The organism is Massilia jejuensis (genome assembly GCF_042656795.1).
Classification (GTDB): domain Bacteria; phylum Pseudomonadota; class Gammaproteobacteria; order Burkholderiales; family Burkholderiaceae_D; genus Telluria; species Telluria jejuensis.
This window is the reverse complement of record NZ_JBHSMS010000067.1, coordinates 1-25,527: the sequence shown is the minus strand read 5'-3', so window position 1 is coordinate 25,527 and position 25,527 is coordinate 1. Positions and strand designations below refer to the sequence as shown.

Genomic DNA, 25,527 nt, shown 5'->3' with positions numbered 1-25,527 from the left:
GAACCAGGGACCTGCGGATTAACAGTCCGTCGCTCTACCAACTGAGCTATCAGGGAATTGAGCTTGGCATTATAGCTGCTCAGCAGGTTTGCGCAAGGGCTGCACGACAGTTAATCGCTCGCTCCGCCGCGGCGCTACGGACCAAAAAAAGAGCGCCGATCGCTCGACGCTCTTTTTCGTATTCTGGCTCCCCGACCTGGACTCGAACCAGGGACCTGCGGATTAACAGTCCGTCGCTCTACCAACTGAGCTATCAGGGAATTGTCTTGCTCTTTGCCGCAGAACAAAAGTTCAGCAGCGAAGAGCCAGGATTTTAGAGGACTTTGGCGATGGCGTCAACGACGCGATCGATGTTCTTCGAATTCAGGGCGGCCACGCAGATACGGCCGGTATCGACCGCGTAGATCGATTCCTCGCGCAGCTTGCCGACCTGCTCCTTCGTCAAGCCCGAATACGAGAACATGCCGACCTGTTCGCGCACGAAGCCGAAGTCGCGCTGCGGCGCCGCCTTGGCCAGTTTCGCGACCAGGTCCTCGCGCATCTGCTTGATGCGCACGCGCATGCCGGCCAGCTCTTCTTCCCACAGCCCGCGCAGTTCCGGCGTGGCCAGCACGGTGGCGACGACCTTGCCGCCATGCTGCGGCGGGTTCGAATAATTGGTGCGCACGACGCGTTTGAGTTGCGACAGCAGGCGCGCCGCCTCTTCCGCGCTCGACGCGACCACCGACAAGGCGCCGACGCGCTCGCCGTACAGCGAGAACGATTTCGAGAACGAATTCGACACCAGCAGCGGGCCGCCGGCATCGACGAAGCGGCGCACAACGGCGCCATCTTCCGCGATGCCCGCGCCGAAGCCCTGATAGGCCATGTCGAGGAAGGGAATCAAGCCGCCCTGCTGCACCGCGTCGATCACCTGGCCCCACTGGTCCTGGGTCAGGTCGGCGCCGGTTGGGTTATGGCAGCAGGCGTGCAGCACGACGATCGAGCCTGGCGCCATCTTGCGCAGCGAGGCCAGCATGCCCTCGAAATTCACGCCGTGCGTGGCCTCGTCGTAGTAGGTGTAGTTGTTGACGGTGAAACCGGCGCTCTCGAACAGGGCGCGGTGGTTTTCCCAGCTCGGGTCGCTGATGAAGACGTGCGAATCCGGCGAAAAACGCTTCAGGAAATCGGCGCCGATTTTCAGGGCGCCGGTGCCGCCGATGGCCTGTACGGTAACCGCGCGCTTGTCTTGAATTACCGCGCTGTCGGCCCCAAATACAAGCTCTTGCACGGCCTTGTCGTACGCAGCCAGGCCTTCGATCGGGAGGTAGGTACGCGGCGACAGCTGTTCCATTAACTTCGCTTCCGCCTTCTGCACGCATTGCAGCAAGGGCACCTTGCCGTTGTCATCGTAATAGACGCCAACCCCCAGGTTGATCTTGGCCGGGTTGGTATCGGCGTTGAATGCTTCGGTGATGCCCAGGATCGGGTCGCGCGGGGCCATGTCGATGGCGCTGAAGAGGCTGGCGGAGGCGGTAGAAGTCATCGTGATAAACTGAGTTGTCGGTGGATTCGGTGCAAATGTATAGACAGCGGCACTGCTGCAACTGCTGTGTTGCAGTGCCGCAAACGGACTCCCATTCTAGCAAAGGTCTGAAAGTATGGCTGATTTATCCATCGCAAATACCCCGGAACCGACGGTCGTCACCTTCCCGGATTCCCCGTTCAAGCTGCACCAGCCCTTTCCGCCGGCCGGCGACCAGCCCACCGCGATCGCCGGCCTGGTCGAGGGCATCGAGGACGGCCTGATGTACCAGACGCTGCTGGGCGTGACCGGTTCGGGCAAGACCTACACGATGGCGAACGTGATCGCCCAGGCCGGCCGTCCGGCGATCGTGTTCGCGCCGAACAAGACCCTGGCGGCCCAGCTGTATTCGGAGTTCCGCGAATTCTTCCCGCAAAACGCGGTCGAGTATTTCGTGTCCTACTACGATTACTACCAGCCGGAAGCCTATGTGCCGCAGCGCGACCTGTTCATCGAAAAGGATTCGTCGATCAACGAGCACATCGAGCAGATGCGCCTGTCGTGCACCAAGTCGCTGATGGAGCGGCGCGACGTCGTCATCGTCGCCACGGTCTCGGCCATCTACGGTATCGGCAATCCGAACGAATACCACAAGATGATCCTGACGCTGCGCCACAAGGACAAGGTCGCGCAGCGCGACATCATCGCGCGCCTGATCCAGATGCAGTATTCGCGCAACGAGATGGATTTCGGCCGCGGCACCTTCCGCGTGCGTGGCGACACGATCGACATCTTCCCGGCCGAGCACGCCGAGCTGGCGATCCGCGTCGAGATGTTCGACGACGAAATCGAGTCCCTGCAACTGTTCGACCCGCTGACCGGCCGCGTGCGCCAGAAGATCCCGCGTTTCACCGTCTATCCGGGTTCGCATTACGTCACGCCGCGCAGCACCGTGCTGCGCGCGGTCGAGTCGATCAAGGCCGAGCTGAAGGACCGGCTGGAAGAGTTCCGCCAGCAAAATAAACTGATCGAGGAGCAGCGCCTCGAACAGCGCACCCGCTTCGATCTGGAGATGATGGCCGAGATCGGCTTTACCAAGGGCATCGAGAATTATTCGCGCCACCTGTCGGGCGCCATGCCGGGCGAACCGCCGCCGACCCTGGTCGACTACCTGCCGAAGGACGCCCTGATGTTCATGGACGAGTCGCACGTGCTCGTCGGCCAGCTCTCGGCCATGTACAACGGCGACCGTTCGCGCAAGACCAACCTGGTCGACTACGGTTTCCGCCTGCCGTCGGCGCTGGACAACCGGCCCTTGAAATTCGAGGAATTCGAGGGCAAGATGCGCCAGACGATTTTCGTCTCGGCCACGCCGGCCGAATACGAGAATACGCACGCCGACAACGTGGTCGAGCAGGTGGTGCGCCCGACCGGCCTGGTCGACCCGGTCATCATCGTGCGCCCCGCCCTGTCGCAGGTGGACGACGTGATGAGCGAGATCAATGACCGCGTCAAGAAGAACGAGCGCGTCCTGATCACGACCCTGACCAAGCGCATGGCCGAGCAGCTGACCGAGTATCTATCCGACCACGGCATCAAGGTGCGCTACCTGCACAGCGATATCGAAACGGTCGAGCGTGTCGAGATCCTGCGCGACCTGCGCCTGGGCACCTTCGACGTCCTGATCGGCATCAACCTGCTGCGCGAAGGCCTTGACTTGCCGGAAGTGTCGCTGGTGGCCGTGCTCGACGCCGACAAGGAAGGTTTCCTGCGTTCCGAACGTTCGCTGATCCAGACCATCGGCCGCGCGGCGCGCAACCTGAACGGCGTGGCGATCCTGTACGCCGACCAGGTGACCGATTCGATGCGCCGCGCCATCGACGAAACCGAACGCCGCCGCGCCAAGCAGATCGCCTTCAACGAGGCCAACGGCATCACCCCGGTGGGCGTGCAGAAGAAGATCAAGGAACTCATCGACGGCGTCTACAGCAACGCCGCCCAGAAGGCGATGCTGGAAGGCGCGCAGGGACTGGCCGAGGCGGAGGCGACGGCGAAGGTCGAGTCGATGAGCGAGAAGCAGATCGGCAAGGAAATCAAGCGCCTCGAGAAGCTGATGGTGGACCACGCCAGGAACCTCGAATTCGAGAAGGCGGCCCAGGTGCGCGACCAGTTGCACGTGCTCAAGCAGCAGGCATTCGGGGCGCCGGGGGCGGACAATGTGGTGTCGATGCTGGGGAAGTAAACGAAACGGCGCCGGTGGCGCCGTTTTTCTGTGGCCGCGCGGAAGCGTACAGGCCGATTCCGCGCGGCCAGATCCGCCAACCCGCGCCCTCATCGGTTGCGTTACCGCTTGAACATCCTCGGATCAAACCTGAACGTCCGCGCAACGCTCAGCTTCACCTTGTCATAGGCATGGTGCGCCGGATTGATCACGAAATTGACACCCTCGCCCACGATCACCGACGGCACGCGCATGTACAGGTGTTCGCGACGCTTCAGGAATGCCGTGCCGAACACGGCGGCGCTGCCGACGTCGTCGAGGCTGTCCCAGCCCTCCGGCAAGTCCTCGCGCCGCAGGTCCAGCCCGAACGAAGGATCGTCCGGCAAGTCGATCGCGACCAGCACCAGCGGTTCCTCCTCGACCTCTTCCGTGTGGACGAATTTTTCCAGCACGGCCAGCTCCACCGTCATGGCTGCGTACAGTGCCGGCACGCCTTCGTTGTGCCAGTGGCCGCCGCTCTTGCGGGCGCCTTCGCAGCTGCGGTCGAGGGCGGCTTTTTCGATGGCGATTCTCCAGGCTTTCATTCGTCCGCATGCCCGATAAGGTCAGGACGAGAGGATACAACGAGGCCGCACCCCGGCCGCGCACGGGTCCTGCCGGAAATAAAAACGGCCCGCAGGCCGTCTCTGGCGCGTGCGATGACGGCCACGCTTACTTCACGTCGAGCAGCTCGACGTCGAACATCAGCGTCGCGCCTGGCGGAATCGGACCGGCCCCGCGCGCGCCGTAGCCCAGCTCCGGCGGAATGATCAGGGTACGCTTGCCGCCGACCTTCATGCCGGCCACGCCCAGGTCCCAGCCCTTGATGACGCCGCCCATGCCCAGCGGGAAGGTGAACGCTTCGCCGCCGACCGAGCTGTCGAACTGCTTGCCGCGCTGCCTGGGCGCTTTCGGTTCGAACAGCCAGCCCGTGTAATGCACCTTGACCGTATTTCCGGCGGCGGCCTGCTTGCCTTTGCCGACAACGGTGTCGACGGTTTGCAGCTGCTGGGCGCGCGCGGCAGGGGCTGCCGGGGCAGCCGGGGCGGCGCTGGCAATGCCTGCCGCCAATGGCAGGGACAATGCGAGGGCGAGGCCAAGGGCCGGGATTGCGTATTTCATGGGGTGTCCTTTATTCGAATTTGTCGCCGGTGCACTGGCCGTGCGGAAGTATTGCCGAATCAGGCAGTTCGCACAAGGCGCAACTCAGCCGCCGGCCCGGCGCGCGTGGGCCAGGATCGCGCCGACCTGGTCGAGGTCGGCCGGCTTGACGAGGTGATGGTCGAAGCCCGCTTCTTCGGCCAGGCGGCGGTCTTCGCGCTGGCCGTAGCCGGTCAGCGCCACCAGGGTCGCGCCTGCGAGTTCCGGCATCGCGCGCAGCTTGCGCGCCAGCGCGTAGCCGTCGGTATCGGGCAGGCCGATGTCGAGCAGCATCACCTGCGGCCGCGCCAGGCGCGCACGCTGCAGGGCGCCGCGTCCGTCGTATTCGACCGAGACGGCGTGGCCCTGCACTTCCAGCAGCGTGGCCAGCATCTGGGCCGCATCCTGGTTATCGTCGACCACCATCACGCGCAGCGGCTCGGTGCGCGCGACCGTCACCCCACCCTCGTCGCCGTCGGGCAGCTGCGCCGGCGACTCCAGGCGCGGCAGGCAGATCTCGAATTCGCTGCCGCGTCCCGTCGCCGCGCTGCGGGCGTCGACCGTGCCGCCGTGCAGCGCGACCAGGCTTTTCACCAGGGCCAGGCCGATGCCCAGCCCGCCTTGCGAGCGGTCCGGGGTGCGCTCGGCCTGGGTGAAGAGGTCGAAAATGTAGGGCAATACGTCGGGCTCGATGCCGATCCCGTTGTCGCCAACGGTCACCACCACCCACCCGTTCGCGGCCGTCACGCGCAGCAGGAGCTGGCCGCCCGCCGGCGTGTACTTGGCGGCGTTATTCAGGATGTTCGACAGCACCTGCACCAGGCGGGTGCGGTCGCCCAGCACGTGCACCGGCTCGCCCGACAATTGCATCGTCAGCGAATGGCGCTTCGATTCGATCAATGGACGCACCTGTTCCAGCGCGCCGGCCACGACCGCATTGAAGTCGAGCTCTTCCTTTTCCAGCGTCACCAGGCCGCGCGTGACGCGCGAAACGTCCAGCAGGTCGTTCACGAGGTCGGTCATGTGTTCGGCCTGGCGCGCGATGATCTCGCTGGCGTTGCGCACTCCCTTGGGGTCGAGGGTGCCGAGTTTCAGGAGCTGGGCCGCGGTCGTGATCGGCGCCAGCGGGTTCCTCAGTTCGTGCGCGAGCATGGCCAGGAACTGGTCCTTCTGGCGGTTCGCGGCGCGCAGCTCGTCCTCGACCTGCTTGCGCACGGTGACGTCGCTGCCTTCGACGAAGATGCCGGCCACCGCGCCGGCCGCGTCGCGGATCGGCTGGTAGATAAAGTCCAGATAGCGGCGCTCGAGCGGGCCGCCGGGCTCGCGTGCCACGTCGAGCGGGACCGCGTGCCCGACATACGGCGTGCCGGTGGTATAGACCTGGTCGAGCAGCTCGAAGAAGCCTTGCCCTTCGACTTCGGGCATGGCTTCGCGCACACTTTTGCCGACCAGGTCACTGCGCCCGACCAGCTCGATATAACTTTTGTTTGTAATTTCAAACAAATGTCGGGGTCCTCGCAGGACGGCGATGATGCCGGGCGCCTGCTCGAACAAGGTGACGAGGCGCTTGTTTTCCTCGTCACGGTAGCGCTCGGCCAGCACCTGCTGGGTCACCTCGACGCAGGCGCAGTAGACGCCGGCTACCTCTCCTGTATCGTCGCGCACCGGCGAATACGAGAACGTGAACCAGGTCTGCTCGTCGTAGCCGTGGCGGTGCATCAACAGTGGCAGCTTTTCCATGAAAGTCGCTTCGCCGCCGAGCGCGCGTTCGACCAGGGGGTGGATGTCGCTCCAGATCTCGGACCAGATTTCCTGGAAAGGCGCGCCCATCGAGGCCGGATGCTTGTCGCCAAGGATGCGGGCATACGCATCGTTGTACAGGAAGGCCAGGTCCTTGCCCCAGGCGCAGAACATCGGGAATTTCGAGCCCAGCATCAGCGAGACGACCGTGCGCAGCGCCTGCGGCCAGCCTGAAGGGTCGCCCAGCGGCGAGCGCGTCCAGTCGCGCGAACGCATCAGCTCGCCGACCGCGTCCCCGCCGCTCAGGAAACGTCGCGAGCGGGAATTGTCGTCCTGAGCAGGCGCTTCGTTCATATCAGAGGGTCTTCACGAATTCACGGATGCCGCCGAGCAGCATTTCGACCGACATCGCCGTCAGGATCAGGCCCATCAGGCGCTCGAATGCCGTCATCACTTGCGGGCCCAGCTTCTGCTGCAGGCGCTCGGCACTCAGGAACACGGCCAGCCAGACCACGGCGACCGCCGCCAGCGCCGCCACATGCACCAGCGTCTCCGACAGGGTGCTTGCGCTGAACAGCAGCACCGTCGCCAGTGCCGACGGACCGGCCAGCGCGGGAATGGCGAGCGGCACGATGAAGGGTTCGCCATGCTCGCTTTTTCCCAGCACGCCGTCCGGATGCGGGAAGATCATGCGGATCGCGATGATCAGCAGGATCACGGCGCCGCCGATGCGCAGCGCGATCGGGCTCAGGTGCAAGGCAGCCAGGAAGTGCTGGCCAAAGAACATGAAGACCAAGAGTAGCAGGAAGGCGATCGCGCACTCGCGCACGACGATGCGGGGACGGCGCTCGCGCGGCGTGTCCTTCAGGGCGGCGGCGAACAGGGGAACGTTGCCGAAGGGGTCAGTGACGAGGATGAGCAGGATGAAAGTCTGGAAAAAACTTTGGGTCATGTTTTCTTATTGTTCTAGGGTTCCGGCACGCGGGCTATCGCGAGAATCTTAACCGATCCGCACCACTGCCGGTCGCACGATGGTTCTTGGAAATCGAAAAGGCCAGAGCACCGGGACGCTCTGGCCTTTTGCATGCAGCGGCGGGGGGGCCGGCGGTGCGGTTAGATCTTCTCGAACTTCTTCATCCACGCCGCCAGCTGGTGCGGGCGCAGGCCGTCGTAATCCTCGAACGGCTGGTGGATCCACGGGTTGTGCGGCAGGTCGTCCAGGTAGTAGTCCGGACGCAGCGACGAAGTGCCCTTCACCCAGATGACGGCCGAGCGTACTTCGGCGACTTCCGGGAAGTTTTCGCTCAAGTGCTGGCTGACCTTCCGCAGGGTCACGCCGGAATCGGCCAGGTCGTCGACCAGCAGCACGCGGCCGGCCAGCGGGCCCTTGGTCATCGTCATGTACTTGGCGATGTCGAGGTCGCCCTGCTTGGTGCCGGCTTCCTCGCGGTAGGAGCTGGTCGACAGGATCGCCAGCGGCACGTCGAAGATGCGCGAGAACACGTCGCCCGGACGCACGCCGCCCCTGGCCAGGCACAGCACCTGGTCGAATTTCCAGCCCGATTCGTAGACCTTGAGCGCCAGGCGCTCGATCAGGCGATGGTATTCGTCCCAGGATACCCAGAGATCCTTGTCGGTGCTAGGAGGAGTCGTCATGTCAGTCATTCCTGTTATTGTTCTGGGCAGTCATCAAGCGGCAAACGGGTGGCGCAGGACGATGGTCTCTTCGCGGTCCGGGCCGGTCGATACCATGTCGATCGGGATGCCGACCAGTTCTTCGATGCGCTGGATGTAGGCGCGGGCATTGGCCGGCAGTTCTTCCATCGACTTGGCGCCGACGGTGGTTTCGGTCCAACCCGGCATTTCCTCGTAGACCGGCTCGCACAGGGCCGCTTCTTCGGCGCCGACCGGGAAGATGTCGACATCGCGGCCGTCGATCCGGTAGCCGGTGCAGAGTTTCAGGGTCTCGATGCCGTCGAGCACGTCGAGCTTGGTCAGGCACATGCCCGAGACGCCGTTGATCTGCACCGAACGGCGCAGCAGCGCGGCGTCGAACCAGCCGCAGCGGCGGGCACGGCCCGTCACGGTGCCGAATTCGTGGCCGACGCGCGAGAGGTGCTCGCCGACGCCCGCATCGGTCGGCAGTTCGGCCGGGAACGGGCCGGAACCGACGCGCGTGGTATAGGCCTTGGTGATGCCCATGATGTAGTGCAGCATGCCGGGACCGACGCCGGCGCCGGCGGCGGCGTTGCCCGCCACGCAGTTCGACGAGGTGACGAACGGATAGGTGCCGTGGTCGACGTCGAGCAGCGAACCCTGCGCGCCTTCGAACAGCAGGCTGCCGCCGGCCTTGTGGGCGGCGTACAGGGCGGACGAGACGTCGCCCACCATCGGGCGCAGGCGCGGCACCAGGGCCATCGCGTCATCGAAGGTCTTCTGGAAGTCGATCGCTTCGCCGCCCAGGTAGTTCACCAGCACGAAGTTGTGGTACTCCAGGTTTTCCTTGAGCTTTTCGGCGAAGCGCTCTTCGTTGAGCATGTCGGCGATGCGGATGGCGCGGCGCGCGACCTTGTCTTCGTAGGCCGGGCCGATGCCCTTGCCGGTGGTGCCGATCTTGTTGACGCCGCGCTTGGCTTCACGGGCCTGGTCGATGGCGACGTGATAAGGCAGGATGACCGGGCACGCCTCGGAAATCTTCAGGCGCGACACCACTTCCACGCCGGCCGCCGCCAGCTTGTCGATCTCGCGCATCACGTCCGGTACCGAGACGACGACGCCGTTGCCGATATAGCAGGCCACGCCTTCGCGCATGATGCCCGACGGGATCAGTTGCAGCGCCGTTTTCTGGCCCTTGATGACCAGCGTGTGGCCGGCATTGTGGCCGCCCTGGAAACGGACGACGCCCGCTGCGTGATCGGTCAACCAGTCGACGATCTTACCCTTGCCTTCATCGCCCCACTGGGTGCCGATGACAACGACGTTCTTTGCCACGTTTGTATTTGACATCACTTAACCTAGGTTTTTGAGAATCCAATTTGCATCTTCGAGGACGAGCACGCGGTCGCACTCGAACTCGTCCTGAACATTATCGTGACCCGGCATCGACTGGATCACGACTTCGCCGGCCTTGCGCAGCTCGGCGATTTTTTCGCGCAGCTCGGGCGCGTTGCCCCACGGGGCGCGGATCGAATGCTTGCGTTCGGCCGTCGGCAGCAGGCGCGCCAGTTCGCGCAGGTCGAGCGAAAAGCCGGTGGCCGGACGCGCGCGCCCGAAAGCTTCACCCACGTGGTCGTAGCGCCCGCCGCGCGCCACCGCGTTCGGCAGGCCCGGCACGTACAGCGCGAACATGGCGCCGCTTTCGTATTGGTAGCCGCGCAGGTCGGCCAGGTCGATCGCGACGTCGGCGCGGCCGATGGCGCCGGCGGCCAGCGCGGCCAGTTCCGACAGCGCGCGCGTGATGCCCGGCAGCGCCGGCAGCACCTCGCGGGCGCGGCCCAGCACCTCGACGTCGCCGTACAAATTCGGCAGCGCCAGCAGCGCGGCGCGCGTGACAGCGTCGTAGCCGCGCGTGAGTTCGTCGATGCCGGGCGTGTCTTTCGCGCGCAGCAATGCGTAGAGCTGGACTTCGTCGCGGCGCGCGGCCTCGCACTGCTCCAGCAGCGCGCGCAGCACGCCGACGTGGGCCAGGTCGAGGCGCACCTCGATAAACCCGGCCAGGGCGACCGATGCGAGCGCCAGCTCCTGGATCTCGGCATCCGCTTCCAGCCCGGCGTGGCCGTAGATCTCGGCCCCGATCTGGAGCGGCTCGCGCGTGGCATGCAGGCCCGACGGACGGGTATGCAGCACGCTGCCGGCGTAGCACAGGCGGGTGATCGAATCGCGGTTGAGCAGGTGGGCGTCGATGCGCGCGACCTGGGTCGTCATGTCGGCGCGCAGGCCGAGCAGGCGTCCGGATAGCTGGTCGACCAGCTTGAAGGTACGCAGGTCGGTATCTTGCCCGGCACCGGCCAGCAGCGACTCGACGTATTCGAGCAGCGGCGGCATGACCAGCTCGTAGCCGTACAGGCGGAAGGTATCGAGCATCTGGCGGCGCAGGTCTTCGATCTTGCGCGCTTCCGACGGCAATACGTCGGCGATATTCTCAGGCAAAAGCCAGTTCGGCATGGGCAACAGCTATAGGAATTGTTAGGAATGATGCAACATGGCGCGCTTGTGCAGCACGAAGTCAGCGCCGAATCGGCAATTTTACCCGAAAATGGGTCGCATAGGGTAGGCGCCCCTGCCCATGCGGAAACATGCGCCCCGTTGCCGGGGCCGGCGAGGCATGTCTGCCTGTCGTTCGGCGCGGGTGCGCGGCGTTCGAGGGCGGGCCTGAAAAGAAGAACGCCGCGGTTCACGCGGCGTTCTTGCATCCGATAAGCGCCTTACTTTTTCACTTACTTACTGCCCGGAGTCTTGAAATACTTGAAGAACTCCGAATTCGAGTCGATCACCATCACGTCGCCGTGCGCCTTGAAGCTGGCGCGGTAGGCCTCGAGCGAGCGATAGAACTTGTAGAACTCCGGATTCTTGCCGAACGACTCGGCATAGATCGCCGAGGCTTTGGCATCGCCCTCGCCCTTGATCTTCTCGGCTTCGCGGAAGGCCTCGGCCAGGATCACGGTGCGCTGGCGGTCGGCGTCGGCGCGGATCTTTTCGCTTTCGGCCGAACCGGTCGAACGCAGTTCGTTCGCCACGCGTACCCGCTCGGCGCGCATGCGGTCGTAGACCGAGGCGTTGATCTGCTCGATGTAGTCGACCCGTTTCAGGCGCACGTCGACGATGCCGACGCCGATCTGCTTGGCTTCGGCGACGACCTTGTTGCGCACCGCTTCCATCACGGCGCCGCGCTCGCCGGAAATCACTTCGCGCACGGTGCGCTTGGTGATCTCGTCGTTCAGGGCCGCCTTGATGATCTGCGACATGCGGTTGGTGGCGGCGCGCTCGTCGCCGCTGAAGCTGACGTAGTACAGGCGCGGCTCGACGATGCGCCACTTGACGAAGGCGTCGACCAGGATGTTCTTCTTCTCGGCCGTGATGAAGCGGTCGGCGTCGGGCGTGTCCAGGGTCAGGATGCGCTTGTCGAGATAGATGATGTTCTGGAATGGCGGCGGCAGCTTGAAATGCAGGCCCGGCTCCGAAATCACCTCGCGCACCTCACCGAGTGCGAAGACGATGGCGAAGCGGCGCTGGTCGACGACGAAGACGGTCGACGACAGCAGCATCAGGGCAATGAAGCCCGCCACGAAAATGGTTACGAGGCGGTTCATCAGCGGCTCTCCCGGTCACGTGAGGTGTCGCGCGCGCGGCTGTCGCGCTGGCGTACTTGTTCGATCGATTGCATCACTTCCTGCGTAGGGGTGCCGGCCGTGTCCTGCGCGCCCTGCGGGACCTGGACCGGACCGGAACGGGCGCTGCCGACGGCGGCGTCGTTCGCCGCCACCTGGGCGATGAGCTTGTCGAGCGGCAGGTACAGCAGGTTGCTGCCCGACTTGGCGTCGACCATGACCTTGCTGGTGCTGCTGAAGATCTGCTGCATCGTGTCGATGTACATGCGGTCGCGCGTCACGCCCGGGGCCTTGGCGTACTCGGTGACGACCTGGTTGAAACGCGAGGCGTTACCGGTGGCGTTCTCGACGACCATCGAGCGGTAGGCTTCGGCATCCTGCAACAGGCGGAAGGCGGCGCCGCGCGCACGCGGGATCACGTCGTTGGCATAGGCCTCGCCTTCGTTGCGGGCACGGGCGCGGTCCTGGCCGGCCTTCACGGCGTCGTCGAAAGCGCTTTGCACCTGTTCCGGCGGCTGCACGTTCTGCATCGTGACGTTGGTGATGAGCACGCCCATCGCGTAGCGGTCGACGATCTTCTGCATCATCTGCAGGATGTCGATGGCGACCTTTTCGCGGCCTTCGTAGAGGACGAAGTCCATCTTGTTGCGGCCGACCACTTCGCGCACCGCCGTCTCGGCAACCTGGCGCACGGTGGTGTCCTGGTCGCGGTTGTTGAAGACCCAGGCCACCGGGTCCTTCAGCGTGTACTGGACGGCGAACTGGATGTCGATGATGTTTTCGTCGTCGGTGAGCATCAGCGCTTCTGCCGCCTGCTTGTTGCGCACGTTGTCGCGGTAGCCGACTTCGGCCGTGCGCACTTGCGACACGTTGACGGTTTCGTGCGACTGGATCGGCGCCGGCCAGCGCCAGTTGAAGCCGGCCCCGGTGGTGTGGGAAAGGCGTCCGAACGTGGTGACCACGCCGACCTGCCCTTCCTGCACGATGAAGGCGCCGCTGGCGAGCCAGATGAGCAGGACGATGAAGCCGATGACCGATGCCGTGATGCCCGCGCCGCGGCCTTCGCCGCGGTAGGGACCGCCGGCATCGCCGCCATTGTTGCCGCGGTTGCCGAACAGCCGGTTCACGCGCGCGTTGAAGTCGCGCCACATCTGGTCGAGGTCGGGCGGACCCTCGCCCGGACGGCGGCCTTCCTGGGCTTTATGGTCGCTTTCGGGATTCTTGCCCCAGCGTGGATCGTTCAGCGACAACTTGACGCCGAACCGTTTTAGGAATGTAGAAACTGAGGAAACAAGCATAGGCTTCAGTGTGGCCCGACATGGGTGGAGGTTGGAATACTTTCGCCGGCTTCATCCAGAAGATAATCCAGCGCTGCATCGTCCTGCTCTTCGTTTTCAGGGCTCGAGCCTGGGAGCGCACTGGCTCCGGAAGCGGCTGCCTCGACAATGGCCTCGCGCAGCAGATCGAGGCCGGCGCCGCTCCTGGCGCTGATAAAAACGCGGCTGATTCTATCATGTTCATCACGTTCGACCCCAGGCTGGAGGTCGGCCGCGTCAATCTTGTTCCACACCAGGATTTGCGGAATGTGGTCGGCGCCGATTTCGCGCAAGACCTCGTTGACCTGCTCGATCTGTTCCATGCGCGTCGGCGAGGAACCGTCGACGACATGCAGCAGCACATCGGCATGGATCGTTTCTTCGAGCGTGGCGCGGAAAGCGGCGACCAGCTGGTGCGGCAGCTCGCGCACGAAACCGACGGTGTCGGAGATGACGACGCTGCCCGTGCCCTCGCCCAGGTAGAGGCGGCGGCTGGTGGTGTCGAGCGTGGCGAAGAGCTGGTTGGCGACGTAGACGCCGGCCTTGGTGAGCGTGTTGAACAGGGTCGACTTGCCGGCATTGGTATAGCCGACCAGCGACACCGAAAAGGTATTGTTGCGTCCGCGCGCGCGGCGCTGGGTTTCATGCTGCTTGCGCAGCTTGGTCAGGCGCGCGCGCAGGGCCTTGACGCGCTCGCCGATCAGGCGGCGGTCGGTCTCGAGCTGGGTTTCGCCCGGACCACGCAGGCCGATACCGCCCTTCTGGCGTTCGAGGTGGGTCCAGCCGCGGATCAGGCGCGTGGCCAGGTGTTGCAGCTGAGCCAACTCCACCTGCAGCTTGCCCTCATGGCTCTGGGCGCGCTGGGCGAAGATGTCGAGGATCAGGCTGGTGCGGTCGATGATGCGCAATTCCATGCGCCGCTCGAGGTTGCGCTGCTGCGCCGGCGACAGGGCGTGGTTGAAGATGACGAGTTCAGCGCCGAGGGCCTTGGCGGCGATGCCGATTTCGTCGACCTTGCCGCTGCCGACGAAAAAGGCGGAATCGGGTGCGCTGCGCTTTGCCGTGATCGTATCGATCGGCTGGGCACCGGCGGAGCTGGCCAGCAAGGCCAGCTCTTCGAGACTGGCCGTGAAGTCGACCGCGCCGAAATCGACGCCGACGAGGACGGCGCGCGTGTTGTTGGTGCCGGGGGCGTCAGCCATCGGCCTTACTCAGCTTCGGTTTCGAGGTTGAGATTGACGGCGCGGGCGGGGACAACGGTCGAAATGGCATGCTTGTATACCATCTGGGTCACTGTGTTACGCAGCAGGACGACATACTGGTCGAACGACTCGATATGGCCCTGCAGCTTGATCCCGTTGACAAGATAGATCGACACCGGGACGTGCTCTTTGCGCAAGGCATTGAGGAATGGGTCTTGTAACAGTTGCCCTTTGTTGCTCATAACAGCTCCGTAATGTTGTTGTAGTTTAAAAGTTGGAGGCGTTAGCCCCCATTTCAAGTGCACGGGGCAAGATTCAGCTTTGCGAACGATGGCCTGTGGTTACTGTAACCTGTTTTGTGCGTTCTTGTCGTACTGCTATGCTTAAGAAACAGTTAAACCGGCCCCGTTCGCCTGATGACGGGGGTGTTAATTCTGGTCGCGGGCGAATGGATTCTTGCCGCTGCGCAGTTCGATCCGCAACGGCGTACCGACCAGGTTGAAGGTCTCGCGGAAGTGCTTTTCCAGGTAGCGCTTGTAGGGCTCGGTAACGCCGTCGAGTGCGTTGCCGTGGATGACGATGATCGGCGGATTCTGGCCGCCCTGGTGCGCATAGCGCATCTTCGGACGCGAAGTGCCCTTGCGCTTGGGCTCCTGCTTCTCGACCGCTTCCTGCAGCGCGCGCGTCAGGCGCGGCGTCGACAGGTTGGCGGTCGCCGCCGCGTAGGCCGTGTCCACGGAGGCCATCAACTGCTTGATGCCGGTACCCTTGAGCGCGGAGATGAAGCGCGTCTCGGCGAACCCGAGGAAGTCGAGCTTGCGGTCCATGTCGTTCTTGATCTCGTCGCGGCGGTCGCTCGTCAGGCCATCCCACTTGTTGACGGCGACGACCAGGGCGCGGCCGGATTCGAGGATGAAGCCGGCGATGTGGGCGTCCTGCTCGGAGATATCCTGCTGGGCGTCGAGCATCAGCACGACGACGTTCGCCTCCGTCACCGATTGCAAGGTCTTGACGACCGAGAACTTCTCGATCGCTTCGAACACCTTGCCGCGGCGCCGGATACCGGCCGTGTCGATCAGCGTGTATTGCTTGCCGTCGCGCTCGAACGGCACTTCGATCGAATCGCGCGTGGTGCCCGGCATGTCGAAGGCGATCACGCGCTGCTCGCCCACCAGCGTGTTGATGAGCGTGGACTTGCCGACGTTCGGACGGCCGACGATGGCGATCTTGACGCCGCGGTCCTGCTGCTCGAGTTCTTCCTCGGCGTCAGGGCGGGTGGCGAAGGCCTGGTCCAGCGCCTCGGTGACGAGGTCGCTGACGCCGTCGCCGTGGGCGGCCGAGATAACGTAGGGGTCGCCCATGCCCAGTTCATAGAACTCGGCGGTGACGGAGGTGTACTTCATGCCTTCCGACTTGTTCACGACCAGCATGACCTGGCGGCCGGACTTGCGCAGGAAGTCGGTGATCGTCTTGTCGTGCGGGGTCAGGCCCTGGCGGCCGTCGACGATGAAGATGACGACGTCGGCTTCGGCGACGGCCTGCTTCGTCTGCAGCGCCATCTCGTGCATGATGCCTTCCTTGGCGACCGGCTCGAAACCGCCCGTGTCGATCACCAGGAACGGCCGCTCGCCGATACGCCCTTCGCCGTAGTGGCGGTCGCGCGTCAGGCCAGGGAGGTCGGCCACCAGCGCGTCGCGCGAACGGGTCAGGCGGTTGAATAGGGTCGACTTCCCGACGTTCGGGCGACCAACGAGTGCGATTACCGGCTTCATGTTGTTATTCTATTCGACCGCGATGGCGGTCACAGTTCCATTGTGTGTTTGAAAAATCAGGTTCGATCCGGCAACCAGAGGCGTGCCGCCGATGGCGCTGCCATCGGTTGCGGCGCGCGCGAGGAAGCTGCCGTCCTCGCGCGACAGGAAATGGACATAGCCTTCGTAGTCGCCGACGGCGACCGCGCGGCCGTACGAGACCGGTGTCGACAGGCTGCGGAAAGCCAGCTTGTCGTTCTTCCAGGCGCTGGCGCCGCCGTCGCGGTTGAAGGCATGCAGGGCGCCCTTGTCGTCGGCGGCGAACACGAAGCGCTGGTCGACGGCCACGCCGACGGTCGAGGACAGGTCGCGCGTCCAGCGCGGCGAGCCGCTGGCCACGTCGTAGCAGGCGACGCGGCCCTGGTAGGCCACGGCGCAGACGTCCGATTCGAACAGGACCGGCGCGCCGCCGATGTCGGTCATGCGCTCGAGTTCGGTAGCGCCGCGCGCGGTGCCGACTTCGACTTCCCAGCGCGGGGCGCCGGTGGCGAGCAGGAAGGCGCCGAGCTTGCCGGCCGGCTGGGCGACGATCACGTCCTTGTCGTACACGACCATGCCCGGCGCGCTGCGCAGCGTCAGTGCCGGCGCGGTGCGCTGCACGGTCCAGCGCTTCTGGCCGGTGGTGGCGTCGATGCCGACGATGCGGTTGTCGATGCTGCGCGCCACGACGACGCCCTGCCCCACGGCCGGGCTCGACAAGATCTCGCTCGACAGCTGGTGCCGCCAGAGCGCCTTGCCGTCCATGTCGAAGGCCAACAGCTCGCCATCGGCGCCGCCGACGACGATCACGTTGCCGTCGGTGCCGACACCGGCGGTCAGGCCGGTCGGGGCCTTGATGCGCCACAGCTGGCGGCCGTCGGCCGCTTCGACGCGCGCGATGCTGCCGTCGGCGCCGGCGACGACCACGGTATTGCCGGCCAGTGCAGGCGAGAATTGATAGCCGCGGGCCTTGCCGACATCAAGCTTCCAGGCGGTCCGCACGGCCATCGTGCCCTTCAGTTCGACGAGCTTGGCCGGCTCGGCGCCCTTCGATTTCGATCCGAACGGATTGAGCGAGCTCAAGGTCGAGCAGCCCGTCATCAGGGCCAGGACACCGACACCTACCAGCTTACGGGTAATACGCATTTTTCTTTTACCTTGTTCCGAGTCTTTGGAGGAGGCGCAGCGCTCGCCGGCCACGGCGGCGTGCGGGCGCTGTCGCCTCGAATGCAATCGATCAGCTTGTCAGCGCGTCAGTTCGCCGGCTCAAGCGGCAGCGGCGGCCTTCGGCGCGGCGGGCGCGGTGCCGCCGATGGCTTCGAGCTTGATGCGCACCAGCTGGTTGCCCGGATGTTTCGGACCCATGGCAGCCAGCGCGGCGAGATAGGCGGCGCGCGCATCGGCAATCTTGTTTTGCGCGACCAGCACGTCGCCCTTGCGGTCGGCCACTTCGGCGCCGAACTGCGGCAGGAAGCTGCCGTTCAGGATCTTCATCGCGCCGTCGAAATTCTTTTCGTCCAGCAGCACGCCCGCCAGGCGCAGCTGGGCCACCGACTTGTATTCCTCGTTGCCGTTGTCGATCACCCATTGCAACTGGGTTTTCGCGGTTTTCAGGTCGTTCGCTTCGAAAGCCGTCTTGGCCGCGGCCAGCGCGCTCATCTGTGCATAGGCGGTGCGCTTGAACTTGGCCTGGATGTCCGAGGCGATGCGCTGCGACTTGGCATTGTCCTTGGCGGTGACGGCGTCGGTCAGCTCGTCATACAGGGCCGAGGCTTCGACCGATTGCTTGGCCTGGTGCGTTTTCCAGAAGTTGTAGGCGGCAAAGGAGCCGAGGGCGAGGATCAGCACCCAGGTGATCAGGTTGCCGTACTTGGACCAGAAAGCCTTGAAAGTCGCAATCTGTTCTTGTTCTTCGAGGTCGTATGCCATGTCGTTCGTCTAGTGATGAAGGTGGATCGGTCGGTCGTTCGGTCGTACGGATGCGCGCCGGCTCAGGGGTGGTAGTGCACGTGCTCGTGATCGTGGTCGTGGTCGTGCGCGCCCACGATCAGGTCGACGATGTGGTCGACGACGGCGTCGAAGGCCACGCTGGCCTGCTGTTCGCCGGCGCCGCCGCGCAGCGGCTTGACGGCCGCCACGTTGCTGGCCACTTCGTCCTCGCCGAGGATGACGGCGAACGCCGCGCCGCTGGCGTCGGCCTTCTTCATCTGGCTCTTGAAGCTGCCCGCGCCAGTTGGCGTTGCGCAATGTAGCACAACATCGAGACCTGCATCGCGCAGGCGCTCGGCCAGGATGAAGGCTTGCACTTGGGCTTCCTCGCCCTGGTGCACCATGTAGACGTCGCACTGGCTCGGCTCGGCCGGCTCGCCCAGGCCCTTCATCAGCTCGATGATGCGTTCGATGCCCATCGCGAAACCGACGCCCGGGGTGGCCTTGCCGCCGAACTGTTCGATCAGCGGATCGTAGCGCCCGCCGGCGCAGATCGTGCCTTGCGAGCCGAGCTCGTCGGTGACCCATTCGAACACGGTGCGGTTGTAATAGTCGAGGCCGCGCACCAGGCGCGGGTTCACCGTGAACTGGACGTTGTTACGGTCGAGCAGGCGGCGCACGCCGTCGAAGTGGGCCAGCGATTCCTCGCCCAGGTAGGCCAGCAGTTGCGGTGCGCCGTTCACCATCTCCTGCATGGCAGGATTCTTGGTGTCGAGGATGCGCAGCGGATTGCTGTGCAGGCGGCGCTTGGCCTCGGCGTCGAGGATCCCGGCGTGCGACTCGAAATAAGCGATCAGGTCGGCGCGGTGGCGCAGGCGCTCTTCGGCGTTACCGATCGAGTTCAGCTCGAGGCGCACGTTCCGGATGCCCAGGTCGTCCCACAGGCGGCGGCACAGCATGATCAATTCGGCGTCGATGTCCGGGCCGGCGAAGCCGACCGCCTCGGCGCCGAACTGGAAGAACTGGCGGTAGCGGCCGCGCTGCGGACGCTCGTGGCGGAACATCGGGCCCTTGTACCAGAGACGCTTGGGACCGTCGTAGACCATGTTGTGCTCGAGCACGGCGCGCACGACGCCGGCCGTGCCTTCCGGACGCAGGGTCAACTGGTCGCCGTTCATCGAATCGGTGAACGAATACATTTCCTTCTCGACGATGTCGGTGACGGCGCCGATCGCCCGCGCGAACAGGCTGGTATCCTCGACGATGGGGGTGACGATCTTCTGGTAGCCGTAGCTTTTCAGGATCGTTTCGGCGGTATTCTCGAACAGTTCCCACAGCGGCGCGTCGAGCGGGAGGATGTCGTTCATGCCTTTGACGGCAACGATTTTTTCTGGTTTGGACATGGTATGTATTCTGTGGTTCGGCTGGGTGGACGGGTTCGCCGCCCCCAAGCTCAATTCGCGATGTCGGCGGTCTTGCTGTAATTCTTCTTCACGTAATCCAGTACGATCGTCTGGAACTCATCCACGATGCGCTCGCCGCGCAGGGTCGCGAACTTCTGCCCGTCGACGAACACCGGCGCCGCCGGCGATTCGCCCGTGCCCGGCAAGCTGATGCCGATGTTGGCATGCTTCGATTCGCCCGGCCCGTTGACGATACACCCCATCACGGCCACGTTCATCGCTTCCACGCCCGGATACAGTTTCTTCCATTCCGGCATCGAATCGCGCAGGAAGGTCTGGATGTTGTCGGCCAGTTCCTGGAACACGGTCGAGGTGGTGCGGCCGCAGCCGGGGCAGGCGATGACCATCGGCGTGAACTTGCGCAGGCCCATGGTCTGCAGGATTTCCTGCGACACGATCACTTCCCTGGTGCGGTCGCCGCCCGGTTCGGGCGTGAGCGACACCCGGATCGTGTCGCCGATGCCTTCCTGGAGCAGCACCGACAAGGCGGCGGTCGAGGCGACGATGCCCTTGCTGCCCATGCCGGCTTCGGTCAGGCCCAGGTGCAGCGGATAGTCGCAGCGGCGGGCGAGCTCGCGGTAGACCGCGATCAGGTCCTGCACCGCCGAGACCTTGCACGAGAGAATGATCTTGTCACGCGCGAGACCGACTTCTTCGGCGCGCACGGCGTTCTCGATGGCCGAGGTGATCAGCGCTTCGTACATCACGGCCTGGGCGCTGTGCGGATTCGCGCGCGCGGCGTTCTCGTCCATGATGCGCGCCAGCAGGTTCTGGTCGAGGCTGCCCCAGTTGACGCCGATGCGCACCGGCTTGTCGTACTGGATCGCCACTTCGATCATCTGGGCGAACTGGGTGTCGCGCTTGGCGCCCTGCCCCACGTTGCCCGGATTGATGCGGTATTTCGACAAGGCCTTGGCGCACTCGGGAAAATCGCGCAGCAGGATGTGGCCGTTGTAATGGAAGTCGCCCACCAGCGGCACGTCCACTTCCATGCGATCGAGCTGTTCGCGGATCGCCGGCACGGCGGCGGCCGCTTCCGGATTGTTCACGGTAAGGCGCACCATCTCGGAACCGGCGCGCGCCAGTTCCTTGATCTGGATGGCGGTGCCGATCACGTCGGCGGTGTCGGTATTGGTCATCGACTGCACCACGATCGGCGCGTCGCCGCCGATCCAGACCTGGCGCGCGCCGTGCTGGACCAGCACGCGGCGGCTGGCGCGGCGCGCCATCGGTCCCGAAGGAATTGGCAGGTTCGTAGGAATCATTCTGTGCTCGTTGTCGTTGTGGCCGGGGCCATCGGTGGCGGCGCCGGCGCTGCGTTATTTCAGGGTGACGCGCGAAATCGTCTTGCCCGGCACCGGCGGCAGCGCGAGGGCGGCGCCGCGCAGCGTGGCCGAGACGCCGGCCGGGTTGCCGACCACCAGGGTGGCCGTGCCCGGCACGTCGACGGTCTCGGTACTGCCGGCGCGCACCAGGCGCGAAATGAGCGCCTTGCCGCCTTGCGGACGCACTTCGATCCACGAATCCTCGCGCACGTCCAGCACCAGGGTATTGGCGCCGGCCGGGGTGGCGACCGGCGTTGCCGCCGGCGCCGTGGCCAAGGCCGCAGCCGTCGTCGCTGCGCCGGGAACGGACGGCGTCGTCGCGGCCGGGGCAGCCGGCGTGGCCGCCGCGCCCGTCGCCGCCGTTCCTCCCGTACCCGTACCCGTACCCGTACCGGTGCCGGCATCGGCCGGGGCCGGCACGGAGATCAGCGGCACGGTCGGGTTGTGCACGGTGTCGGCGGCCGTTCCGGCGGCCGCGCCCGCCGTCCCGACCGGCGTGCTGCCGAGGACGGCGTCGGCGGTGGCCGGGGTATCGCCGCCAGGCATCGAGACCAGGCCGAAATGCCAGGCCGCGGCGCCGGCGGCGGCCACGGCCACCACGCCCGCGATCCACGCCAGCGGCAGGCTCGCGCGCTTGCCATGGGTCGGATAGCGCGAGTGCGAGAACGAGGTCGGACGGTCGCGCCGCACGGCGCCGCCGGCATCGGCCGGGACCGGATTGTCGGCCGGCGCCATCGCCACCAGCGGGGCCGGATCGAGCCGCAGGATCTTGGCGTAGGCGCGGATGAAGCCGCGCGTCACGGCCGGACTCGGCAGGGCCGCATAGTCGCCCGCCTCGATCGCCACCACCTGGCGCACGGCCAGTTTCAGCTGCTCGGCCACCTGCTCGACAGTCCAGCCGAGCGCCTGGCGCTGGGCCGCCAGGGTCGCGCCCGGCTGGCTGTGGTGCTGGTTCGAAGTGGCGCCTTGCTCTGTGCGCTCTGAAGTCATTGTCGTCTCACTCATCAAAAGCCCCGCGCTCGTACGCCAGGTATTCGGGCGAGCCGGGGAAGCGCCGCCGCAACTGCGCCACCAGGCTGGCCTCCATCGAGCGATCGCCCAGTTTGCGCTGCACCCGCATGGCGAGCCACAACGCATCGGCGGACAGGTTGTCGAGCTTCGACACTTCTGTCAGGCGGTTAATGAAAAAACCGGCGCGCTGGTAATCGCGCCGCTCGAAGTAGACCCGCGCCAGGCCGCTGGAAACGGCCGGCAGTTCAGGGTTGTAGCGCAGTGCGTCGAGCAGGTAGCGCTCGGCCGCATCGGTGTTCCCGGTCTTCATGCTGCACACGCCCGCGTTCACGAGCGCGCTCACCGGCGTCTTGTAGGACGGGTTCTTGAGCGCGGCGTCGAACTGGCGCATGGCCTCGGCCGGACGATTCGCCGACTGGCACAGGAAGGCGCCGTAGTTGTTGGCCAAATCCGGATTGCCCGGCGCCAGGCGCAGCGCCTGCCGGTAATTGTCGTCGGCCAGCGGTACCTGCCCCATCGCCGTGTAGATCAGCGCGCGCATGCCGTAGGCGTCGGCATACCCAGGGTCGGCCGCGATGGCCTGCTTGACTTCGTCGAGGGCGATGTCGTGCTTGCCCTGCTGGTAGTAGCCGACCGCCAGCTGCAGGCGGATGTTGGCGCGCTTTTCCAGCGCCGTCTGGTCGGACGCGGTTTTCAGTTCGGCATTGCCGCTGCCGCCCGTGGCGCAGGCCGCCAGCAAGCCCAGCGCGCAGACGGCGCACCAGCTCGCGACATGCCTGCCTGCCCCGGCCCGGCTCAAGAAGGAATCTCCACGATGCGCCCGAAATCGGCGCCGAATTTGTTCTGGTACTGCGCCATCTTTTCCATGCGCTGGGCGACCCTGGTGCGGTCCTGCACCTCGCCGGCCAGCTGGCCGCAGGCGGCGTCGATGTCGTCGCCGCGCGTCTTGCGCACGGTGGTCACCAGGCCGCCGTCCATCAGCACCTGGGCGAAAGCCTTGATGCGGGGATCTTTCGAACGGAACAAACCCGATTCCGGGAAGGGATTGAACGGGATCAGGTTGAACTTGCAGTTCAGGCCGACAACCGGGTCGTTGACCAGTGCGATCAGCTCGCGCGCATGCGCGTCGCTGTCGTTGAAGCCGTCGAGCATGCAGTATTCGAAGGTGATGAAGTCGCGCGGCGCGAATGCGAGATAGCGCTTGCAGGCGGCCATCAATTCGCGCAGCGGGTATTTCTTGTTCAGCGGCACCAGGATATCGCGCAGCGCATCGTTCGAGGCGTGCAGCGAGACGGCCAGCGCGACCGGCACGTCCTGGGACAGCTTGTCGATGTTCGGCACCACGCCCGAGGTCGACAGGGTCACGCGGCGGCGCGACAGGCCGTAGGCGTTATCGTCGAGCATCAGCTTGAGGGCGGTGACGGTCGGCTCGTAGTTCAGCAGCGGCTCGCCCATGCCCATCATCACGACGTTCGTGATCTGGCGCTCGCCCTTCGGGCCAGGTTCGATGCCCTTGGTGCGGCGCAGCTCGAACTCGGCCATCCACAGCTGGCCGATGATCTCGGCCACCGTCAGGTTGCGGTTGAAACCCTGCTTGCCGGTCGAGCAGAAACGGCAGTTGACGGCGCAGCCCGCCTGCGTGGAGATGCACAGCGTGCCGCGGTTTTCTTCCGGGATGAACACGGTTTCGACCGCATTGCCGTTGCCGACGTCGACCAGCCACTTGCGGGTGCCGTCGAGCGAAGTGTTGTCGCTGATGATGCCCGGCGCCGTGACGGTGGCGCGGGTCTTGAGTTTTTCGCGCAGCGACTTGGCCAGGTCGGTCATGTCGTCGAAATTGCTGGCGCCGAACTGGTGGATCCAGCGCTGCAGCTGCTTGGCGCGAAACGGCTTCTCACCCAACTCGGCGCAGTAGGCGACGAGTTGCGCGGGATCGAAGTCCAGCAAGTTGGTGAGAGTCGTCATGATTTCCACATATCTGAAAAGTGATGCAAACCCCGCTCGCCAGGCCCGAGGCATCGGGCGAGCGGTTCTTGATGCGGGAAGCCGATTACTTCAGTTCTGGGAAGAAGAACGCGATTTCCACTTGTGCGGCTTCGACGGCATCCGAACCGTGCACGGCGTTGGCATCGATCGAATCGGCGAAATCGGCGCGGATCGTGCCTTTCTCGGCTTTCTTCGGATCGGTCGCGCCCATCAGGTCGCGGTGCTTGAGGACGGCGTTCTCGCCTTCCAGGGCCTGGATCATGACAGGACCGGACACCATGAAGTCGACCAGGTCCTTGAAGAAACCGCGCTCTTTGTGGGCAGCGTAGAATCCTTCAGCCTGCTCGCGCGACAGCTGGGTCATGCGGGCTGCGACGATCTTCAAGCCGGCGCCTTCGAAGCGGCTGTAGATTTGGCCGATCACGTTTTTTGCAACTGCGTCTGGTTTGATGATCGACAGGGTGCGTTCGATTGCCATGTAAAAACTCCAATAAAAAGAAAGGTTTGAATCGAGAAGAAGGAACTCAATCAACCTTTGATTTTACCATACCTCGCCCCATATAACCGATATTGCAGCGGCAGCCACGGAAGTGGTAGAGTGGCGGCCGAAAACCGCCTTGTCGAATGGCGCTGCCGTACCGGCACTGTCCTGGCACTGCCTTATGGCGCGCTTAAGACCGTGTTTCCCGGCGCGGCCCCATGGTATGCTTGAGTGGTATTACTATTTATCCAACTGGAGGCATCATGAATCCCATCTTGCAAAAGCAACCCGCTTACGACGTGGCCATCGGCCAGGTCTCGCGCAACAAAGTCCTGCGCAATACCTTCTGGCTGCTTGCGCTGTCGATGATCCCGACCGTGCTCGGCGCTTTCGTCGGCGTGTCGATGAACGTCGCCTTGCCTGGCGGCTTCATGGGCTTCATCCTCTTCATGGCGATTGCCTTCGGCTTCATGTACGCGATCGAGAAGACCAAGGAATCGGCAGTCGGCGTGTTCGTGCTGCTCGGCTTTACCTTCTTCATGGGCCTGATGCTGACCCCGCTGCTGCGCCACACGCTCGGCTACAGCAATGGCGGCTCGCTGATCATGACCGCGTTCGGCGGCACCGCCGTCGTCTTCGCCGTGATGGCCAGCATCGCCACCACGACCAAGCGCAACCTGTCCGGCATGGGCAGCTGGCTGACGGCCGGCGCCGTCGTCATCCTGCTGGCGATCGTGGCCAACATCTTCCTGCAGCTGCCGGTGCTGACGATCGTGATCTCGGTGCTGATGATCGGCGTGTTCTCGGCCTTCATCCTGTACGACGTCAACCGCGTCGTCAATGGCGGCGAGACCAACTACATCACCGCCACGCTGGCGATCTACCTGGACGTGTTCAACGTCTTTACCGCCCTGCTGCGTCTGCTGGGCATCGTGGGTGGCGACGACTGATTCGTCGTTGCCTGAATGAAAAAGCCGACTCGCGGGTCTAATGCCGTTCAGTTAAGACTGAACGGCATTTTTCTTTTGGGGTGTTGTAAACGTTAGCAGGGGC

The 25,527-nt window shown here is 64.7% G+C and carries 23 protein-coding genes and 1 tRNA gene; 2 read left to right on the top strand and 22 right to left on the bottom strand.

Annotated features, from left to right (window positions below):
- Positions 1 to 184: 184 nt before the first annotated feature.
- Together ACFPOU_RS19785 and ACFPOU_RS19780 are read right to left on the bottom strand one after the other, a co-directional pair.
- Positions 185 to 260, bottom strand: a tRNA-Asn gene (locus ACFPOU_RS19785).
- A 53-nt stretch (positions 261 to 313) separates the two neighbouring features.
- Positions 314 to 1,525 carry an amino acid aminotransferase gene (locus ACFPOU_RS19780; protein ID WP_379725322.1) on the bottom strand — a complete coding sequence of 404 codons (1,212 nt, stop codon included), beginning with the start codon at positions 1,523 to 1,525 and terminating at the stop codon, positions 314 to 316.
- A 115-nt stretch (positions 1,526 to 1,640) separates the two neighbouring features.
- On the opposite strand from ACFPOU_RS19780, the gene uvrB reads away from it, so the two are divergent.
- The gene (gene uvrB / locus ACFPOU_RS19775; RefSeq protein WP_379725319.1) at positions 1,641 to 3,746 is read left to right on the top strand and encodes an excinuclease ABC subunit UvrB; all 2,106 of its coding nucleotides are present in this window, start codon (positions 1,641 to 1,643) and stop codon (positions 3,744 to 3,746) included.
- A 101-nt stretch (positions 3,747 to 3,847) separates the two neighbouring features.
- Here the strand turns inward: uvrB and ACFPOU_RS19770 are convergent, their stop codons facing one another.
- The 20 genes from ACFPOU_RS19770 to ndk form a co-directional block, all read right to left on the bottom strand.
- Positions 3,848 to 4,309 carry an RES family NAD+ phosphorylase gene (locus ACFPOU_RS19770; RefSeq protein WP_379725316.1) on the bottom strand — a complete coding sequence of 154 codons (462 nt, stop codon included), beginning with the start codon at positions 4,307 to 4,309 and terminating at the stop codon, positions 3,848 to 3,850.
- Between the two features lie 127 nt (positions 4,310 to 4,436).
- Positions 4,437 to 4,886: an FKBP-type peptidyl-prolyl cis-trans isomerase gene (locus ACFPOU_RS19765; protein WP_379725313.1), complete on the bottom strand. Its 450-nt coding sequence runs from the start codon at positions 4,884 to 4,886 to the stop codon at positions 4,437 to 4,439.
- An 84-nt stretch (positions 4,887 to 4,970) separates the two neighbouring features.
- Positions 4,971 to 6,998, bottom strand: a complete 2,028-nt coding sequence (locus tag ACFPOU_RS19760) for a hybrid sensor histidine kinase/response regulator (RefSeq protein WP_379725310.1) — start codon at positions 6,996 to 6,998, stop codon at positions 4,971 to 4,973.
- A gap of 1 nt (position 6,999) precedes the next feature.
- Entirely contained in the window at positions 7,000 to 7,596 is a 597-nt protein-coding gene (locus tag ACFPOU_RS19755; protein WP_379725307.1) for a MarC family protein, read from the bottom strand.
- 161 nt (positions 7,597 to 7,757) lie between these two features.
- Entirely contained in the window at positions 7,758 to 8,300 is a 543-nt protein-coding gene (locus tag ACFPOU_RS19750) for a phosphoribosyltransferase (RefSeq protein ID WP_379725304.1), read from the bottom strand.
- A gap of 33 nt (positions 8,301 to 8,333) precedes the next feature.
- On the bottom strand, positions 8,334 to 9,650 hold the full coding sequence (locus tag ACFPOU_RS19745; protein ID WP_379725301.1) for an adenylosuccinate synthase: 1,317 nt from the start codon (positions 9,648 to 9,650) through the stop codon (positions 8,334 to 8,336).
- Between the two features lie 3 nt (positions 9,651 to 9,653).
- Positions 9,654 to 10,808 carry an ATP phosphoribosyltransferase regulatory subunit gene (locus ACFPOU_RS19740; RefSeq protein ID WP_379725298.1) on the bottom strand — a complete coding sequence of 385 codons (1,155 nt, stop codon included), beginning with the start codon at positions 10,806 to 10,808 and terminating at the stop codon, positions 9,654 to 9,656.
- A gap of 272 nt (positions 10,809 to 11,080) precedes the next feature.
- Positions 11,081 to 11,953, bottom strand: coding sequence for a protease modulator HflC (hflC, locus tag ACFPOU_RS19735; protein WP_379725295.1), 873 nt, complete (start codon positions 11,951 to 11,953; stop codon positions 11,081 to 11,083).
- Entirely contained in the window at positions 11,953 to 13,269 is a 1,317-nt protein-coding gene (gene hflK, locus ACFPOU_RS19730) for an FtsH protease activity modulator HflK (RefSeq protein WP_379725292.1), read from the bottom strand. The genes hflC and hflK overlap by 1 nt, the downstream gene beginning before the upstream one ends.
- A 5-nt stretch (positions 13,270 to 13,274) precedes the next feature.
- On the bottom strand, positions 13,275 to 14,489 hold the full coding sequence (hflX, locus tag ACFPOU_RS19725) for a GTPase HflX (protein WP_379725289.1): 1,215 nt from the start codon (positions 14,487 to 14,489) through the stop codon (positions 13,275 to 13,277).
- A 5-nt stretch (positions 14,490 to 14,494) separates the two neighbouring features.
- On the bottom strand, positions 14,495 to 14,731 hold the full coding sequence (gene hfq, locus ACFPOU_RS19720; RefSeq protein WP_211463703.1) for an RNA chaperone Hfq: 237 nt from the start codon (positions 14,729 to 14,731) through the stop codon (positions 14,495 to 14,497).
- A gap of 186 nt (positions 14,732 to 14,917) precedes the next feature.
- Entirely contained in the window at positions 14,918 to 16,261 is a 1,344-nt protein-coding gene (der, locus tag ACFPOU_RS19715; protein WP_379725285.1) for a ribosome biogenesis GTPase Der, read from the bottom strand.
- A gap of 9 nt (positions 16,262 to 16,270) precedes the next feature.
- A complete protein-coding gene (gene bamB, locus ACFPOU_RS19710; protein WP_379725282.1) occupies positions 16,271 to 17,425 on the bottom strand; it encodes an outer membrane protein assembly factor BamB in 1,155 nt (384 codons plus the stop codon).
- Positions 17,426 to 17,545: 120 nt separating this feature from the next.
- On the bottom strand, positions 17,546 to 18,208 hold the full coding sequence (locus tag ACFPOU_RS19705; RefSeq protein WP_379725279.1) for a YfgM family protein: 663 nt from the start codon (positions 18,206 to 18,208) through the stop codon (positions 17,546 to 17,548).
- A gap of 62 nt (positions 18,209 to 18,270) precedes the next feature.
- Positions 18,271 to 19,611, bottom strand: a complete 1,341-nt coding sequence (gene hisS, locus ACFPOU_RS19700; protein ID WP_379725276.1) for a histidine--tRNA ligase — start codon at positions 19,609 to 19,611, stop codon at positions 18,271 to 18,273.
- 50 nt (positions 19,612 to 19,661) lie between these two features.
- Positions 19,662 to 20,936, bottom strand: a complete 1,275-nt coding sequence (gene ispG / locus ACFPOU_RS19695) for a flavodoxin-dependent (E)-4-hydroxy-3-methylbut-2-enyl-diphosphate synthase (protein ID WP_379725273.1) — start codon at positions 20,934 to 20,936, stop codon at positions 19,662 to 19,664.
- 54 nt (positions 20,937 to 20,990) lie between these two features.
- Entirely contained in the window at positions 20,991 to 21,986 is a 996-nt protein-coding gene (locus tag ACFPOU_RS19690) for a helix-turn-helix domain-containing protein (RefSeq protein ID WP_379725270.1), read from the bottom strand.
- Between the two features lie 7 nt (positions 21,987 to 21,993).
- On the bottom strand, positions 21,994 to 22,806 hold the full coding sequence (gene pilW, locus ACFPOU_RS19685) for a type IV pilus biogenesis/stability protein PilW (RefSeq protein WP_379725267.1): 813 nt from the start codon (positions 22,804 to 22,806) through the stop codon (positions 21,994 to 21,996).
- Positions 22,803 to 23,975, bottom strand: coding sequence for a dual-specificity RNA methyltransferase RlmN (gene rlmN, locus ACFPOU_RS19680; RefSeq protein ID WP_465263294.1), 1,173 nt, complete (start codon positions 23,973 to 23,975; stop codon positions 22,803 to 22,805). Before rlmN ends, pilW begins: the two co-directional genes overlap by 4 nt.
- An 82-nt stretch (positions 23,976 to 24,057) precedes the next feature.
- Positions 24,058 to 24,471 carry a nucleoside-diphosphate kinase gene (gene ndk, locus ACFPOU_RS19675; protein WP_379725261.1) on the bottom strand — a complete coding sequence of 138 codons (414 nt, stop codon included), beginning with the start codon at positions 24,469 to 24,471 and terminating at the stop codon, positions 24,058 to 24,060.
- Positions 24,472 to 24,737: 266 nt separating this feature from the next.
- On the opposite strand from ndk, the gene ACFPOU_RS19670 reads away from it, so the two are divergent.
- Entirely contained in the window at positions 24,738 to 25,424 is a 687-nt protein-coding gene (locus ACFPOU_RS19670) for a Bax inhibitor-1/YccA family protein (RefSeq protein ID WP_379725258.1), read from the top strand.
- The last annotated feature ends 103 nt before the right edge of the window (positions 25,425 to 25,527 follow it).